Origin of the sequence: Niveispirillum sp. BGYR6 (assembly GCF_027568365.1) — a bacterium.
Taxonomy (GTDB): Bacteria; Pseudomonadota; Alphaproteobacteria; order Azospirillales; family Azospirillaceae; genus Niveispirillum.
This window is the reverse complement of record NZ_JANLNL010000003.1, coordinates 38,472-53,225: the sequence shown is the minus strand read 5'-3', so window position 1 is coordinate 53,225 and position 14,754 is coordinate 38,472. Positions and strand designations below refer to the sequence as shown.

Annotated in this window: 11 protein-coding genes, 1 tRNA gene and 1 pseudogene; 7 read left to right on the top strand and 6 right to left on the bottom strand. The window is 61.4% G+C overall.

Translation table 11 applies throughout. The annotated features are described in order from the left end of the window. Positions 1-16 precede the first annotated feature (16 nt). From PCJ49_RS08425 to PCJ49_RS08410, 4 genes are all read left to right on the top strand, one after another. Positions 17-91, top strand: a tRNA-Val gene (locus PCJ49_RS08425). Positions 92-610: 519 nt separating this feature from the next. Then, complete coding sequence (locus tag PCJ49_RS08420; protein WP_269910551.1) at positions 611-2,689, top strand: carbon starvation CstA family protein; 2,079 nt, start codon at positions 611-613, stop codon at positions 2,687-2,689. 2 nt (positions 2,690-2,691) lie between these two features. Beyond that, complete coding sequence (locus tag PCJ49_RS08415) at positions 2,692-2,883, top strand: YbdD/YjiX family protein (protein WP_089287468.1); 192 nt, start codon at positions 2,692-2,694, stop codon at positions 2,881-2,883. A gap of 240 nt (positions 2,884-3,123) precedes the next feature. After that, entirely contained in the window at positions 3,124-4,041 is a 918-nt protein-coding gene (locus PCJ49_RS08410) for a hypothetical protein (protein ID WP_269910550.1), read from the top strand. Positions 4,042-4,131: 90 nt separating this feature from the next. On the opposite strand, the pseudogene PCJ49_RS08405 reads toward PCJ49_RS08410, so the two are convergent. The 6 genes and pseudogenes from PCJ49_RS08405 to PCJ49_RS08380 all read right to left on the bottom strand — a co-directional run. Then, positions 4,132-4,323, bottom strand: a pseudogene (locus PCJ49_RS08405) (OmpA family protein); the annotation flags it as partial. An 86-nt stretch (positions 4,324-4,409) separates the two neighbouring features. Then, the gene (locus PCJ49_RS08400) at positions 4,410-6,524 is read right to left on the bottom strand and encodes a TonB-dependent siderophore receptor (RefSeq protein WP_269910549.1); all 2,115 of its coding nucleotides are present in this window, start codon (positions 6,522-6,524) and stop codon (positions 4,410-4,412) included. Between the two features lie 211 nt (positions 6,525-6,735). Further along, a complete protein-coding gene (locus PCJ49_RS08395; RefSeq protein ID WP_269910548.1) occupies positions 6,736-7,752 on the bottom strand; it encodes a peptidoglycan -binding protein in 1,017 nt (338 codons plus the stop codon). Positions 7,753-7,754: 2 nt separating this feature from the next. Beyond that, complete coding sequence (locus tag PCJ49_RS08390) at positions 7,755-8,963, bottom strand: flagellar motor protein MotA (protein WP_269910547.1); 1,209 nt, start codon at positions 8,961-8,963, stop codon at positions 7,755-7,757. After that, entirely contained in the window at positions 8,960-9,637 is a 678-nt protein-coding gene (locus PCJ49_RS08385) for a hypothetical protein (RefSeq protein ID WP_269910546.1), read from the bottom strand. Before PCJ49_RS08385 ends, PCJ49_RS08390 begins: the two co-directional genes overlap by 4 nt. A 117-nt stretch (positions 9,638-9,754) precedes the next feature. Beyond that, on the bottom strand, positions 9,755-10,267 hold the full coding sequence (locus PCJ49_RS08380; RefSeq protein ID WP_269910545.1) for a pentapeptide repeat-containing protein: 513 nt from the start codon (positions 10,265-10,267) through the stop codon (positions 9,755-9,757). 224 nt (positions 10,268-10,491) lie between these two features. Between PCJ49_RS08380 and PCJ49_RS08375 the strand changes: the two genes are divergently transcribed. The 3 genes from PCJ49_RS08375 (at position 10,492) to PCJ49_RS08365 (ending at position 14,719) form a co-directional block, all read left to right on the top strand. Next, positions 10,492-12,606, top strand: a complete 2,115-nt coding sequence (locus PCJ49_RS08375) for a sensor histidine kinase (RefSeq protein WP_269910875.1) — start codon at positions 10,492-10,494, stop codon at positions 12,604-12,606. A 58-nt stretch (positions 12,607-12,664) separates the two neighbouring features. Continuing rightward, positions 12,665-13,261, top strand: a complete 597-nt coding sequence (locus PCJ49_RS08370; RefSeq protein ID WP_269910544.1) for a hypothetical protein — start codon at positions 12,665-12,667, stop codon at positions 13,259-13,261. Positions 13,262-13,651: 390 nt separating this feature from the next. Beyond that, positions 13,652-14,719, top strand: coding sequence for a homocysteine S-methyltransferase family protein (locus PCJ49_RS08365; protein WP_269910543.1), 1,068 nt, complete (start codon positions 13,652-13,654; stop codon positions 14,717-14,719). The last annotated feature ends 35 nt before the right edge of the window (positions 14,720-14,754 follow it).

The window sequence follows — 14,754 nt, the reverse complement described above, 5'->3', positions numbered from 1 at the left end:
CGTCAGACGGACGGATGGGCGCGTAGCTCAGCGGGAGAGCATCGCCTTCACACGGCGGGGGTCGCAGGTTCAATCCCTGCCGCGCCCACCATCCGATCCAAGATTTGCACGATATGTGCCGAACCCCACCTGGGAAACCGGGTGGGGTTTTTGCTTTGTCCCCCAACATCATTTCTCCAACATACTGATCTTCCTTGCGCGTGACCGAACAAGGAAGATTTCGTGTTCCCTCAGCGCCGGGCGCTGCCATCCGGCAGCTTGGCTCACGGCGCACGAGCGCCGGGCTGGCGGTCGCCAGCCTCCACTCTGCCGAGGGTAAACCCTCCGCAGAGTGGCCGCAGAACTATCGAGTCGACCTGACGGCCCGCCTGCGGCAGCCTGTCGCACGACCTAGGTCGCATTTCCTCTGCCGCCGCACCCTGCCATGCCTGATCCGATTATATCCGTGAAAACAGGCGTTTGGCGTCGGGGCTGCTGTGGGGTGGCTGTCCGGTGCCGCTTCTGCCGCTGGTAATGACCGGTGTGTTTCTGGCCTTTCCCCGCCGTTCAGCGTTTCATGGTGAACGGGAGGAAAGGGGGAGAAACACCCCCGGCACCTGGGAGAGACTGAATGCCCAAATCCATCCAAAACCTGATCTGGATCGCCATCGGGGTTTTTGGGGCCGCCTGTCTGGGCGGCATCGCCATCCATCGGGGTGAAACCATCAATGCCTTCTGGTTCATCGCGGCCGCCTTCGGCATCTATGCGGTGGCCTATCGTCTTTATGCCGGCTGGATCTGCACCAAGGTGCTGATCACCGATCCCAGCCGCGCCACCCCGGCGCTGCGCATCAATGATGGGCGCGATTATGTGCCCACCCATCGCTGGATCACCTTTGGCCACCATTTCGCCGCCATCGCCGGTGCCGGCCCGCTGGTGGGGCCAACGCTGGCGGCCCAGTTCGGCTATCTGCCGGGCACGCTCTGGCTGCTGACCGGTGCCGTCATCGGCGGCTGCGTGCAGGATATGGTGGTGCTGTGGGCCTCCACCCGCCGCGATGGCCGCACGCTGGGCCAGATGGCGCGGGATGAACTGGGGCCGGTGGCCGGCGGTGCCGCCCTGGTTGGCACGCTGATGATCATGGTGCTGATCGTGGCGGTGCTGGGGCTGGTGGTGGTGAACGCCATGAAGCACAGCCCCTGGGGCACCTTCACCGTGGCCATGACCATTCCCATCGCCATCCTGGTTGGCATCTATATGCGCAATATCCGGCCGGGCCGGGTGCTGGAAGGCTCCCTGATCGGTCTGTTCCTGCTGCTGGCCGCCACGGCGGGCGGCGGCTGGGTGGCGCATCACCCGGTGCTGGGGCCGATGTTCAATTACGAGGGCACGACGCTGGCCCTGCTGGTCATCGGCTATGGCTTCTTCGCCGCCATCATGCCGGTCTGGCTGCTGCTGGCCCCGCGTGACTATATTTCCACCTTCATCAAGATCGGCGCCATCCTGCTGCTGGCCTTCGCGGTCATCATCCTGCGGCCGGAACTGCATATGCCGGCGCTGACCCAGTTCACCGATGGCACCGGGCCGGTGGTGGCGGGCGGGCTGTACCCGTTCCTGTTCATCACCATCGCCTGCGGTGCCGTGTCCGGCTTCCACGCGCTGATCAGCGCCGGCACCACGCCCAAGCTGATCATGTCGGAACGGGATCTGCGGCTGGTCGGCTATGGCTCCATGGCGATGGAAAGCTTTGTCGGCGTCATGGCCCTGATCGCCGCCTGCGTGCTGGACCCCGGCGTCTATTTCGCCATCAACAGCTCGGCCGGCATTGTCGGTTCCACCCTGGAACAGGCCACGGCGACCATCTCTTCCTGGGGCTTCCCGGTGGAAGCCCAGCATATGATGGATCTGGCCAAGGAGATGGGGGAAACCACGCTGCTGGCCCGTACCGGCGGTGCGCCCTCGCTGGCGGTCGGCATGGCGCAGATTTTCGCCGGCGCCTTCGGGCAGAGCCTGCTGGCGCTCTGGTACCATTTCGCCATCATGTTCGAGGCTTTGTTCATCCTGACGGCGGTGGATGCCGGTACCCGCGTGGGCCGCTTCATGTTGCAGGATCTGCTGGGCAATATCTGGAAGCCGCTGGGCAATACGGCAGCGCGCGGGCCTGCCATCATCTGTTCGGCCGTCTTTGTCGCCAGTTGGGGTTATTTCCTCTATATCGGCGTCATTGATCCTTATGGCGGCATCAATATCCTGTGGCCGCTGTTCGGCATTTCCAACCAGATGCTGGCGGCCATCGCGCTGGCCATCGTCACCACCATCCTGGTGAAGAAGGGCCAGGCGCGTTATGCCTGGGTGACCGGCCTGCCCATGGTCTTCCTGGCCGTCACCACCAGCTATGCCGCCTGGCTGAAGCTGTTCGATCCCGATCCGCGCGTCGGCTTCCTGGCCGGGGCCAACACGCTGGAGGCCAAGCTGCAGGCCGGCACACTGACCGGCAAGGCGTTGGAATCCGCCCCACACCTGATCTTCAATCAGCGGCTGGATGCCGGGCTGACGGTGTTCTTCATCATCGTGCTGTGGGTGGTGATCATCGAAATGGCGCGGATTTCCATCCGTCACCTGCAGGGCAAGCCAGTGCCGGCCCTGTCGGAAGTGCCCTATGTGAACGAGGCGACCCTGCCGCACCCGACCGGCGTGGGGGGCCACTGATCATGATGGCGGGGCCTGCCAGCTTCCTGAAAACGGCCTGGACCGTGCTGCGGGAAGTGTCCGGCGATGCGGCTTACGAGAATTATCTCACCCGCCACCAGGAACGCCACCCGGACCAGCCGGCGCTGGACCGGGAAGCGTTCTACCTGTCGGAACTGGACCGACGCTGGAGCGGGGTCAACCGCTGCTGTTAAACGTCGGCATTGAAAGCAAAAAAAAGGCGCCGGGGGAGCGATCCCCCGGCGTCCATTGAGTTGGAAGCCCTGACAAAACCATGATATAGCTCAACACCAAGAAAATTTATGTACGAAGATAGAATTCGTGAGACAATTTAAAGCTCGTTAGATATACTAAAAATTGATTTTCAACTTCGCAAATCAATGAAAATGACCAAACATCGCCGTCTATTTTGCTTCTCTGCATTAGTATTGCTGATGGCCATCGCCCTGTGGAGCCAATTTTTCAGCAACCCCACAAGGGAGGCGATAGAAAAAACAAATAACAAAAAAATAACATATCAGAATAAATCTGTTAGTGAAATTCAAAAAGTCGAAGATTTCCATAATCCACTGATGGAAAAACCATGTGATGAAAATCAAGAAAATCGTTGGTCAGATCTTTGCGCTCAATGGAAGGCAGCTGATGCGGCCAAAGTCTCTGCATCCTGGACAGCCTTTGGGTTTGTTTTTTCTTTCATTGGATTAATATTGACAATTATCAATATTCGCTACACAAAAAATGCGGCTATCTCCGCTGAAAAGTCTGCTGACACCGCTAAAGATAGCATAGAATTAATGAGAAAATCTGCCATCGAGATGGATAGAGCTTGGATTAAAATATTCATAAAGAGCGAAGAAATTCTCACCACCGAAGAGAATATAAAAATAAAAGTGGAGTTTTGTCTAGAAAATGTTGGTAAAAATGTGGTCATTAGTCATTCTTTCTCAGCAAAAATATATCCAATGTCAGAATTATTAATCAACGAATTTGAGAATCTTCCGAAAGACATATCATATATCCTTAAAGGAACCTATCTAAGGCCAATTTTTCCCAACGAAATTGTTACCCGATCTGAAGAATTCATCTTATCTCGGAGGCAAGTTATGGATGCCATTCATCGTTATAATTCTTCAGTAGATCCAATTGATCAAATAGGGCCTGTCAACCCATGTATTGTGGCTTGGGCTCCATATCTCCTGCCTGGTGATCATACGACAAGGCACACAATAATATCATTTTGCTTATATGATCAGAACGATCACCTCATTAATTACTATCCAGAAAATTTCCCTCAAAATAGTACAGGAAAAGCAAATTTAAAGAATTTTTCAATGTTCAATAAACTGACATGATAAAATAACCAGCCATCATAGAGATTTTTAATCAAAATATAATGATTGATATTTTGGCATGATAATTTGAATCCGAGCAATTTCCTCTTCCTACCGGCTGTCCAGCTTCAGCTCAATCCGCTGGTTGCTGCCCAGCGCGTCGGCGCTGTTGCCCGGCTCCAGCGGCTGATATTCACCAAAGCCGGTGGCCGCCAGCCGTTCCGGCGGCACGCCCCGGCTGATCAGGAAATTCACCACCGAAATGGCACGCTCGGTGGACAGCTCCCTATTGCGGGCAAACTGCGGGAAGTCTCCGGCGATGCGGCTTGAAAGTAAAAAAGGCGCCGGGTGGTCGCTCCCCGGCGCCTTTTCTGTACCCCAACGCTGGCTTACCAGCTCTTGCGCAAGCCTGCCTGCACCACGCGGGTGGCGCCATACCAGCACCAGGAGGCGGAGTAGCAGGACGAGACATGCTCCTTGTCGAACAGGTTGTTGATGCTGGCATCAAACCGCCAGCCCTCGAACCGGTCCGACAGGTTGGCCAGATCATAGCGCAGCGCCACATCCACCAGCGTATAGGAGGGCACGCGGAAGCTGTTCTCTGGGTCGCCCCAGCTTTTGCCGACATAGCGCACACCACCGCCCAGGCCCAGCCCGCGTAAAGCACCTTCCTCAAACCGGTTATAAAGCCAGAGGCTGGCCGTATCATCGGCCACACCCACGGGGGTCTTGCCCTTCAGGCCACTATTATCCCGTGTATATTCCATATCCAGATGGGTGTAGGCGGCATTCACCTCCAGCGTTTCCGTCAGGCCCAGCCTGCCTTCCAGCTCCACCCCGCGCGACCGCGCCTCGCCGGTCTGGATGGAAAAGCCGGGATGGGCCGGATCGTTGGTCTTGATCTTGTCGCGGGTCAGTTCGAACGCCGACAGCGTCACCAGGGTGCGCTGGTCGCGGCTTTCATATTTCACGCCCCCTTCCAACTGGTCCCCATTGGTGGGGCTGAAGGCTTTGCCGCTGAAATCGACGCCGCTTTCCGGCTCGAACGACTGGCTGTAGCTGATATAGGGCGCAAAACCGCTGTCGAAACGGTGCAGCAGGCCGACACGGTAGGTGGTCTTGCCCTGATCCACCTTCTCTTTCGCCGGGGCCGGCAAGGTATAGTTGGTGGTCAGCTTGTACCAGTCATGGCGCAGACCGGCCAGCAACACCCAATTATCCAGCTTTACCTGATCTTGCAGGTAAAGCCCGGTCTGCTTCTGGTCCATCTTCATGACGGTGCTGGTGTCCGGCCGGGTGAAGCTGGTGCGATAGACCGGTTTGAACACGTCAATGCTGCCGGCCGTGCCATAGCCGATTTCCATGTCGGCATCGGTCTTCTGGTAATCCAGTCCGGCCAGGGCGCTGTGGCTGATGGGGCCGGTATTGAACTTGGCCTTCAGCACCGTATCGACCGCCACCCCCGACGTATCCTCGATGGAATAGATCGACCCGCGGGAGAGGGTGCGGTTATCGGTCCCCAAATCACCGGAATAGACCTGCTGATAATTGGCATCGACCTGTTGCCAGCGCAGATTCTGCTCAACGCTGAAAATGTCGCTGAACCGGTGTTCCACCTGATAACCGGCCATCACCTGGGTGCGGTTATAGCGATCAAATACCGGTTCGCCGTCATAGAAGCGGACGGAGATCTTGCCCAGCGGGTTCTTCAACACCGACCCCACGGCCGGCACGCCGCCATAGCCGTCGGATTTCGGGTCGCGCTGATAAAGCCCCAGCAGCGTGACGCTGGTATCATCATCCAGCTTCACGCTCAGCGAGGGGGCGGCCGCGAACCGTTCATTTTCCGTATGCAGGGCCTGCCCATTGCCTTCCCGCCCGGTGGCGACAAGGCGATAGAGCACCTGGCCCTGCTGATCCAGCGCACCGCCCAGATCGGCGGAAAGCTGGTGATAGGCACGGGTGCCGATGGACAGTTCCACCGAATTGACCGGATCGGCCACCGGCTTTTTGCCCACCAGATTGATCAGGCCGCCCGGCCCGCTGGTGCCGTACAGCACCGAGGCCGGGCCCTTCAGCACCTCGATCCGCTCCAGGGTGGAGACATCGGGCTGCATCATGGCGTACCAGCCGGCATACATGCCGGACAGGCCATTATAAAAGGCATTGTTCACCGCGAAACCGCGCAAGGTGAACTGGTCATAGCGGGTGACAACACCACCGCGCGTTTCCGGCGTGATGCCGGCCGTATAGCGCAGCGCCTGATTGACCGTGACCTGCCCCAGCAGGTTCATGCGTTCGCCATCAATGACACTGATGGAGACGGGTGTTTCCACCAGCGGCGCATCGCTCTTGGTGCCTGTGCTGGCCTGTTCCTTGTGGCCGATCACCACAACTTCGTCCGTTGCGGTCGCCATCTCCGCCCAGGCTGGCCCGGCGGCTGCGACCATGGTCGCCAGTGCGGCACCCGACATCAGCCTTCCATGCCGAACCCGCTTGCTCATCTGTATCATCTGTTCTCAGCCTTCCACGAAATCCCCACCGTTCGCACGGAAACAAGCAAATGCGAATCAGTATCATTATTTGTGCAAAGCTATAGAGGGCAGACCCGCACCTGTAAAGCCGCAGGCTTCTCCTTTTGAAAACAGATCAGCAATACGCAAACAGGGCGGCAGGCCCCGGGCTTCCGGCACCCGCGCGGGTGCCCTTTCCCGCCTAACGGCTGTCCAGTTTCAGCTCAATCCGGCGATTACGGGCCAGCGCGTCGGCGCTGTTGCCCGGCTCCAACGGCTGATATTCACCAAAGCCGGTGGCCGCCAGCCGTTCCGGCGGCACGCCCTGGCTGATCAGGAAATTCACCACCGAAATGGCGCGCGCGGTGGACAGTTCCCAGTTGCTGGCAAAGCGGGGGGAGCGGATGGGCACCACGTCGGTATGCCCGTCCACCCGCAAGATCCAATTCAAATCCTTGGGCAATTTGCCGGCAATATCCAGCAGCGTGCGGGCCAGATTGCCAAGCTGCACCTGCCCCGCCTCCCCCAGATCGGCACTGCCGCTGTCGAACAGCACTTCGGACTGGAAGACAAACCGGTCGCCGACAATGCGCACATCATCGCGGTTGCCCAGCACCTCCCGCAGGCGGCCAAAGAACTCCGAGCGGAACTTGGCCAGTTCCGCCACCTTGCCGGCCAGCGCCGCGTTCAGCCGTTTACCCAGATCGGCGATCTGCACATCCTGCGCCTTGGCCTTGGTTTCAGAGGCCTCCAGGGCGGCCGCCAGATCGGCCAGTTGCTGGCGCAGGGCGGCAATCTGCTGGTTCAGCAGCGCCACCTGATCCTGTGCTGCCGCCAGCGCTGCCTTGTCGCTCTGCGTGCTGTTCATCTGGGCGGCCAACTGGTCGCGTTCCCCGCCCAGCGCGTTCAACTGGCCTTGCAGCTGTTCCTTTTCCGACAAGGTGGCGCGCAGCCGCTCGGTCAGGGCCGCCATGTCGCCCTGCATTTTGGCGGCATTATCCTTTTCCAGCGCCAGCGCCTCGGCCAGGGCGGCGATGCGGCTGTTCAGGTCGGCCAGTTGCCGGTCACGCCCGGCCAGCGCGTTGGACAGGTAGAACTGGCCCAGCACAAAGACCATCAGCAGGAAGACCACCACCATGATCAGGCTGGACAGCGCGTCCACCCAGCCGGGCCAGATATCCACCCCCACCCTGTCGCGCGAACGGCTGAACCGGGCCATGATCAGCGATCCGTCTCAGCCTGACGGGCGGCGATGGTGCGGGCCAATATCTTGATCTCGTTGCGCAATTCCTGGGTTGTCTGCTGGCGGCCCTGCACCGTCTCTTCCAGGATGCGGGCGGTATAGATTTCCAGGTTGCGGATATGGGTGCGGGTGGCATCGTCAATGCCCAGGCTGCCGCCGCCGGAAAGCCCGTCCGCCAGTTTCTCCAGGATGGGGCGCATTTGCAGGTTGCTTTCCGCCAGCCGCACCATCAGCGACTGTTCGGTGCGCATCTGGTCGGTCAGGGTGGCCAGCCGTTCGGTCAACTGCATCAGATGCTGGTTCTGCGTCTTGCGGCCATCCTCCGCCCCGGCCATGGTATATTGCAGCCGTTCGATATTCTCCGCCGTCTGTTCCAGCAGGGCCTGGAGATAGGCTGGCACCGGGGCGCCACCCTCCCCCGTTTCCGCCAGCGCGCCGCTGGACAGCCTTGTCAGCCCGGCCAGCCAATCCTCCAGCTCCGTATAAAACCGGTTCTGTGCCTGGCTCGCCTGCAATTCCAGGAAACCCAGCACCAGCGATCCCGCCAGCCCGAACAGGGAGGACGAAAACGCCATGCCCATGCCGCCCAGCGGCGCGGACAGGCCCTGCTGCAATTTGGCGAACATCTCCGCCGCGTCGCCGGCCCCATCCATGCTGAGCCCGCTGATCACCCCGCCGATGGAGGAGATCGTATGCAGCAGGCCCCAGAAGGTGCCGAGCAAGCCCAAGAAGATCAGCAGCCCGATCAGATATTTGGAGGTCTCCCGCCCTTCATCCAGGCGGCTGCCCACCCCATCCAGCAGCGACCGGCTGGCCACCGCTGACAAGGTGAAGCGGCCGGCGTGCCGTTCGCCCAACATGCGGGCCATCGGGGCCAGCAGGCGCGGCGTGGGGGCGGGCCGGCCGGCCTGGAAGGCATCCAGCCAGGCCACTTCCGGGCGCAGCACCAGCACCTGGCGGAAAATGAACCAGATGCCCAGCAGCAAGGTGAACAGGATCAGCGCATTCAGCGCCGGATTGGCCAGAAAGGCACTCAGCAGGGCCGGCGACAGTACCGCCGCCACCACCGCCACCATCAAGGTGAAGCCCCCCATCCGGGTCAGGAAGCGCTGCGGCGGGGTGGCCGGCGGCAGGGCCGGGGCCGGCTGCGGTGGGGGACGGCGGTGGTCGGCGGACAGGTTCGTCATGGGCGAAACACCAGATCGACTCGGTCAGGGGGCGGGGCCTTGGGGTCGGGCACCGGCAGCGGCTGGCCGGGGGCCGGTGTGGATACCAACGTCCCGTCGGCGAAGATGTTCAGGCGCAGCGGATCGATCCCGCCGGAAACCAGCCGGTCCCGCACCGCCCGCGCCCGCAGCAGGGCGGTACGGCGGGCATCGCTGGCCCGGTCGGCCGGGCCCGTGGCATGGGCGTGCACATCCAGCCGCTCACCGGGCCGGGCCTTCAACCTTGCAGCCACATCGCCCAAGACGGGGATCATGCCATCATCCAGGGTCTCCGCCCCGGCGCGGAACAGCAGGGTCAGGCTCCCCTGCGCCACCCGTGCGGGCAGCCCCCCCGCCTCCGCCACGGCGGCACTGACGGGCAGGCGCGGCGGCGGCAGCGTATAGGGGGCGGCGGCCGGTATCTCCCCCTGATCAGCCGGTGCCGGCAGGGGGGCGACATTCAGGTCCGGGGGCTTTGGTACCGGCAGCGGCGCGCGCTGGGCCGCCGGTTTGGTGGCAGCGGGAACCGCCTGTGCCAGGGCCGGTGCGGTAACCCCCAGGGCCACGGCCATCGCCAGCAACGCCACCAGGGGGCGCGCAGCGGCAACAGAACGGGTGGCTTGGGGCGGGGTGGTGGGGTGCGGGCGTGTCATCACGGCCGACATGGAACCTCACAATTATGGCCCGGAAATGTCATGGCGTGCCAAAGGTACGCCGAGACCGACCTTAAAGCAGGGGCAGCGGCGGCTCAACCCTGCTGCCTTCCCTTCCCCTCAATGGCATTGGCCGATGGAGCCCGGGCCGCAAACCTTGATCCCGTCGGCCCAGGTGGCACCGCTCAGGTCGGCATTGCGCAGGTCGGCCCCACCGATCAGCGCCCCGTTCAGGTTGGCGCCCACCAGCTTCACCCCCACCAGCTTGGCATTACGCAGGTCGGCCCCGGCCAGTGTCGCCCCCGTCAGGTCGGCATTGGTGAAATCCGCCTCGATCAGCCGGGCCCGGTCCAGGTGCGTCTGCGTCAGTTTGGCGCTGAAGAATTTGGCGCGATAGGCATCGCTGCCGGTCAGGTCGGCGCCGGACAGATCGCTGCGCATAAAGGTGGCCTCTCGCAGCATGGCATCCGTCAGTACCGCCCCTTTCAGGTCGCGCCCATCCAGATAGCAGCGGCGCCAGTTCACCGCCGCTGCTGCCGGGTCGATGCAGGCGGCCAGGGCCGGACCGGCCAGAGAGGACAGCAGCAGAAGGGCCAGGACGATGAAAGGGAACCTATTTTTGAATTTGTGCATGAAACTGAAGATAAGCAGCCGCCCCCGTTCTGCCAATAGCAGGCGCGTCCCTTTCCGCTGCGTCGTCCCTGCCCGCCGCCCCAAGCAAAGATGGAAAGAATAGCGGGTCATTGAACGCATCATTTGCGTCTGCCGCGCCGCTGACGCACATTCCAGTATTAATGGGGCGGGATGGGGCGTGCAGGATCATGCGGGCATGGGGCCAAACGGGCCGTGCGGGTTTGATGCGATGGGCGGGGCTGCCCCTTATCGGCTTGCTGCTATTCTCGCTGCTCTGGTCGGGCATCAGCGCTGCCCTGGAAAGCCGGCCGCTGGCACGGGACGGTGTGCTGGATCTGCGCGGCTGGGATTTTGGCCGGCAGGGGCAATTATCCCTGCAAGGTGACTGGGATTTCTGGCCCGACCGGCTGGTTGGGCCGCAGGAGATTGAAGATGGCAGCGCCCCGCCGCCGGCCCGGCTGGCCGTGCCGGGCCGCTGGACCAGCCAGACCGTCAATGGCCATCCGCTGGCTGCGGAAGGCATCGGCACCTACCGGTTGCGTGTGCTGCTGCCGGCGGGGGCGCCGGCCCTGGCCATGCGGCATAATCAACGTTTCGTTGCCTGGAACATCCTGATCAACGGCGCGCCCGTGCTGCGCGCCGGCCATGTCGGCCCCGATGCCGACAGCACCGACAGCGTCGGCCAGCGGGCCATCGCCGCCATCACCCCCGGTAAGGGGGAACTGGATATCATTGTGCAGGTGGCGGCCTTTGGCGGCTATGGCGGCATCCCCCGCGCCCTGCTGCTGGGCGATGCTGACAGCGTCTATGGTGACTGGCAGGTGGAACTGGCGCTGCGGGCCGCCTTTCTCAGCCTCTGCCTGTCCATCGGTATTCTGTATCTGATTTTGTTCCTGCTGCGCCCGCGGGACCGGATTTGTCTGGTCTTTGCCGTGATGTCCGGGGCCATCGCCCTGGTACAGGTGACCTCCAACACCCCGCTCAGCAGTGAATTGCTGGGCGACCAGTCGGGCAAACTGTTGGGGCTGCTGAACAACATCATGTTCCCCGCCGTCTGGCTGTCCTGTCTGGCGGGGGCGGCCCTGCTGTTTCCCGGCTGCCTGCGCCGGGCCATGGTCTGGCCCACGGTGGCTGCCATCTGTGCCGTGCCTGTGGTCAGCCTGTTCACCCTGCAGGTGCCCTGGCTGCTGACGGCGGCGGCGACACTGGGCCTGCTGCTGTCCATGGCCACATTGCTGACGGCCGCCTTTATCGCGCTCCGGCGGCAGATCGCCCTGGCCATGCCGATGGCCCTGGCCTGGACCGTGCTGGGGCTGGCCAATCTGGCGCTGACCCATCGGGTCGGCTTCAATGGCGTGATGGAGGCTGGCTATTGCTTCATGCTGCTGATGCAAGCCTCCATGCTGATCGACCATCTGCGCCATCTGCTGGATCAGGCGCAGCAATCGAACGCCCGGCTGGCGGCGATGAATGGCGATCTGGAAGATCAGGTGCAGGACCGCACCCGCCACCTGACCGATACGGTGGACCGGCTGCGGCTGGCCCAGGAACGGCTGGTCCAGTCGGAAAAGCTGGCCAGCCTGGGCCGGCTGGTGGCCGGCGTGGCGCATGAGGTGAATACGCCGGTCGGCACGGCCCTGACCACCGCCACCCACCTGTCCACCCAGGTGCGCGATGCCGAGCAGTCCATGCGCGCGGGCACCCTGACCCGCCGCCAACTGGCGGATTTCCTGGCCGAAACCCGCGAGGCTGCCAGCCTGTTGACCGCGACGGTCGAACGCACCGCCGCCATCGTGCAAAGCTTCAAGCAGGCCATGGCCGACCGTACCGATGACCGGCCCCGCCGCTTCGATCTGGCCGATCTGGCCCGCGACCTGCAGCCCACCCTGGACACGCGACTAACCAACCGGCCGATCACGGCAAAGGTGGAGGTGCCGCCGGGCCTGTTGCTGGAAACCTATCCCGGCGCCCTGGCCCAGGTACTGGGCCAGTTGGTTTCCAATGCGCTGGACCATGCCTTTCCCGGCAACCGTTCGGGCCATATCCATATAACGGCCCGCGCCACCGCCGATGATTGGGTGGAAATCATGCTGGAGGATGATGGGGTGGGCATTGCCGACGCCATCAAGCCACGCCTGTTCGAACCCTTTGCCACCACCGGCCGGGCCGCCGGCCGCACCGGCCTGGGCCTGCACATGGCCTATACGCTGGTCACCGGCCTGCTGGGGGGCAGCATCACGATTGGCGACCGGCCCGGCGGCGGCACCAGCGTTCTGATCCGCCTGCCCGCCGCCGACCAGGAAGCCCCCCTGCAGGGCGCAACGGCCATGCCCACCTGAGGATATTTCTCCGCACTACTCTGGACGGGGAGCGAAATCATAGCCATTTCAGCATGTATTGGCTGCCGGGTCCTATCGGGATCCAGCGGGATCAGGCTACGAAAACAACGCCTGCGCTGGTCGAATGACATTATCTGCGCCTGCCGCTATGGTGCGGACGCCCCTTTTCCCAGCAACCGTCTTGTCACAAGTAGATAAGGAGATAACTATGATCACTGCATTTTTTTTGGCCACATCTATTAATGCTTCATCCGTATGCGTAACGAAGATTTTTGACAATAACCATGTTTGGCTATCAGGGATTCATGAAATCTTCCCTGTTTCCAAGCCTTTTCAAGACAGCGCAATAAGTGAACTAGGAAATAATTCATTTATTGCTTTGGATTATCCAAAAGCAAGATCGTTTTTAATGAAAGAGGATTTTCCAGATGGCTTTTATTATTATCTTGCCAAGGTTGGATATCGCGGCGACGGACTTGGCCCAGGTAATTATCCATCGTCAATCAAATTAGGAATTGAGGTTGATGAAAATAACATTGCATATTTACATAGTTTTGTTTTAACAAAGCAAAATGGAGATGGATATTTTTCTGCAGTAATAAAGAGCGAAATACCAATAAAAGATGTTTTTTCTCTTTGTGGATCGGCGGAATAAATAGGCCACATTAATGGTATTGCTTCGCGGCGACTGCTCCTGCCCCACCTGCAAATCCACGACCACCCCACCCGCGCAGCGTTGGCCCGTGGCTAGGCGGCGCGGGTGGGGCGGTTAGATCGGGCGTTGCAGGCTAGGCCTTTGCCTTGGCAATCGGTCTGTTGGGTGACAGCATCCAGATTGATGACCGGCCCGGCGGCGGCACAAGCGCCCTGATCCGCCTGCCCGCCGCCGACCAGGAAGCCCCCCTGCCCCTCGCCCAAGGCGCAACCGCCATGCCTACATAAAGATATCTTTATGTTTACATGCGTTATCTGTTGGGCGTAAAAACGAAAAGCATGGCCGCCTGTGCTGGCGGCCGGTTCCGGCAGGGTGGGAGGCTTTTGGATCATGACACGGGAAGAACGGCTGCGGCGGTTGGATGATATTGCCCGCACGCGCATCCTGGTGATTGACGGGGCCATGGGCACCATGATCCAGCGCCACAAGCTGGAAGAGGAAGATTATCGCGGTGAACGGTTCAAGGACTGGTCGCGCGATGTGAAGGGCAATAACGACCTGCTCTCCATCACCCAGCCGGCGATCATCCAGGGCATCCACCAGCAATATCTGGATGCCGGGGCCGATATCATTGAAACCAACACCTTTAACTCCACCAGCATTTCCATGGCCGATTATGGCATGGAAGATCTGGCCTATGAGCTGAATTTCGCAGGGGCCAAGTTGGCCCGCCAGGCCGCCGACGCAGCGGAGGCGGCCGACCCGTCCCGCCCGCGCTATGTTGCCGGCGCGCTCGGCCCCACCAACCGCACGGCCAGCATCAGCCCGGTGGTCACCGACCCCGGCTTCCGCAATGTCGATTTTGATGAGCTGCGGCTGGCCTATAAGGAACAGACCGCCGGCCTGATCGATGGCGGGGCCGACCTGCTGATGGTGGAAACCATCTTCGACACGCTGAACGCCAAGGCGGCCCTGTTCGCGATTGAGGAAGTGCTGGAGGAAAAGGGGCTGGTGCTGCCGGTGCTGATTTCCGGCACCATCACCGACCGTTCCGGCCGCACCCTGTCCGGCCAGACGACGGAGGCTTTCTGGAACAGCCTGCGCCATGTCCGGCCCTTCTCCATCGGGCTGAACTGTGCCTTGGGTGCCGACCTGATGCGCCCCTATATCCAGGAACTGGCCCGCATCGCGGATGTCTATGTCTCCGCCTATCCCAATGCCGGCCTGCCGAATGAGTTCGGCCAGTATGATGAGAAGCCCGAGCACATGGCCAGCGACCTGCAAGGCTGGGCCAAGGATGGGCTGGTGAATATTGTCGGCGGCTGCTGCGGCTCCACGCCCGACCATATCCGCGCGATTGCCGAAAGCGTGAAGGGTGTCCCCCCCCGCGCCCCTGCCCAGCCGGAAAAGCTGATGCGCCTGTCGGGGCTGGAGCCGTTCACCATGCCGGCTTTCTGACGCGCTCATATCGCCGCCCCGTTTCCTGACGCCAC

Coding starts and splice junctions, on each gene's coding strand:
- PCJ49_RS08390 (WP_269910547.1), bottom strand. CDS start 8,963: ATGACGAACCTGTCCGCCGACCACCGCCGTCCCCCACCGCAGCCGGCC.
- PCJ49_RS08380 (WP_269910545.1), bottom strand. CDS start 10,267: ATGCACAAATTCAAAAATAGGTTCCCTTTCATCGTCCTGGCCCTTCTG.
- PCJ49_RS08410 (WP_269910550.1), top strand. CDS start 3,124: ATGGCCATCGCCCTGTGGAGCCAATTTTTCAGCAACCCCACAAGGGAG.
- PCJ49_RS08375 (WP_269910875.1), top strand. CDS start 10,492: ATGCGATGGGCGGGGCTGCCCCTTATCGGCTTGCTGCTATTCTCGCTG.
- PCJ49_RS08415 (WP_089287468.1), top strand. CDS start 2,692: ATGATGGCGGGGCCTGCCAGCTTCCTGAAAACGGCCTGGACCGTGCTG.
- PCJ49_RS08420 (WP_269910551.1), top strand. CDS start 611: ATGCCCAAATCCATCCAAAACCTGATCTGGATCGCCATCGGGGTTTTT.
- PCJ49_RS08400 (WP_269910549.1), bottom strand. CDS start 6,524: ATGAGCAAGCGGGTTCGGCATGGAAGGCTGATGTCGGGTGCCGCACTG.
- PCJ49_RS08395 (WP_269910548.1), bottom strand. CDS start 7,752: ATGGCCCGGTTCAGCCGTTCGCGCGACAGGGTGGGGGTGGATATCTGG.
- PCJ49_RS08365 (WP_269910543.1), top strand. CDS start 13,652: ATGACACGGGAAGAACGGCTGCGGCGGTTGGATGATATTGCCCGCACG.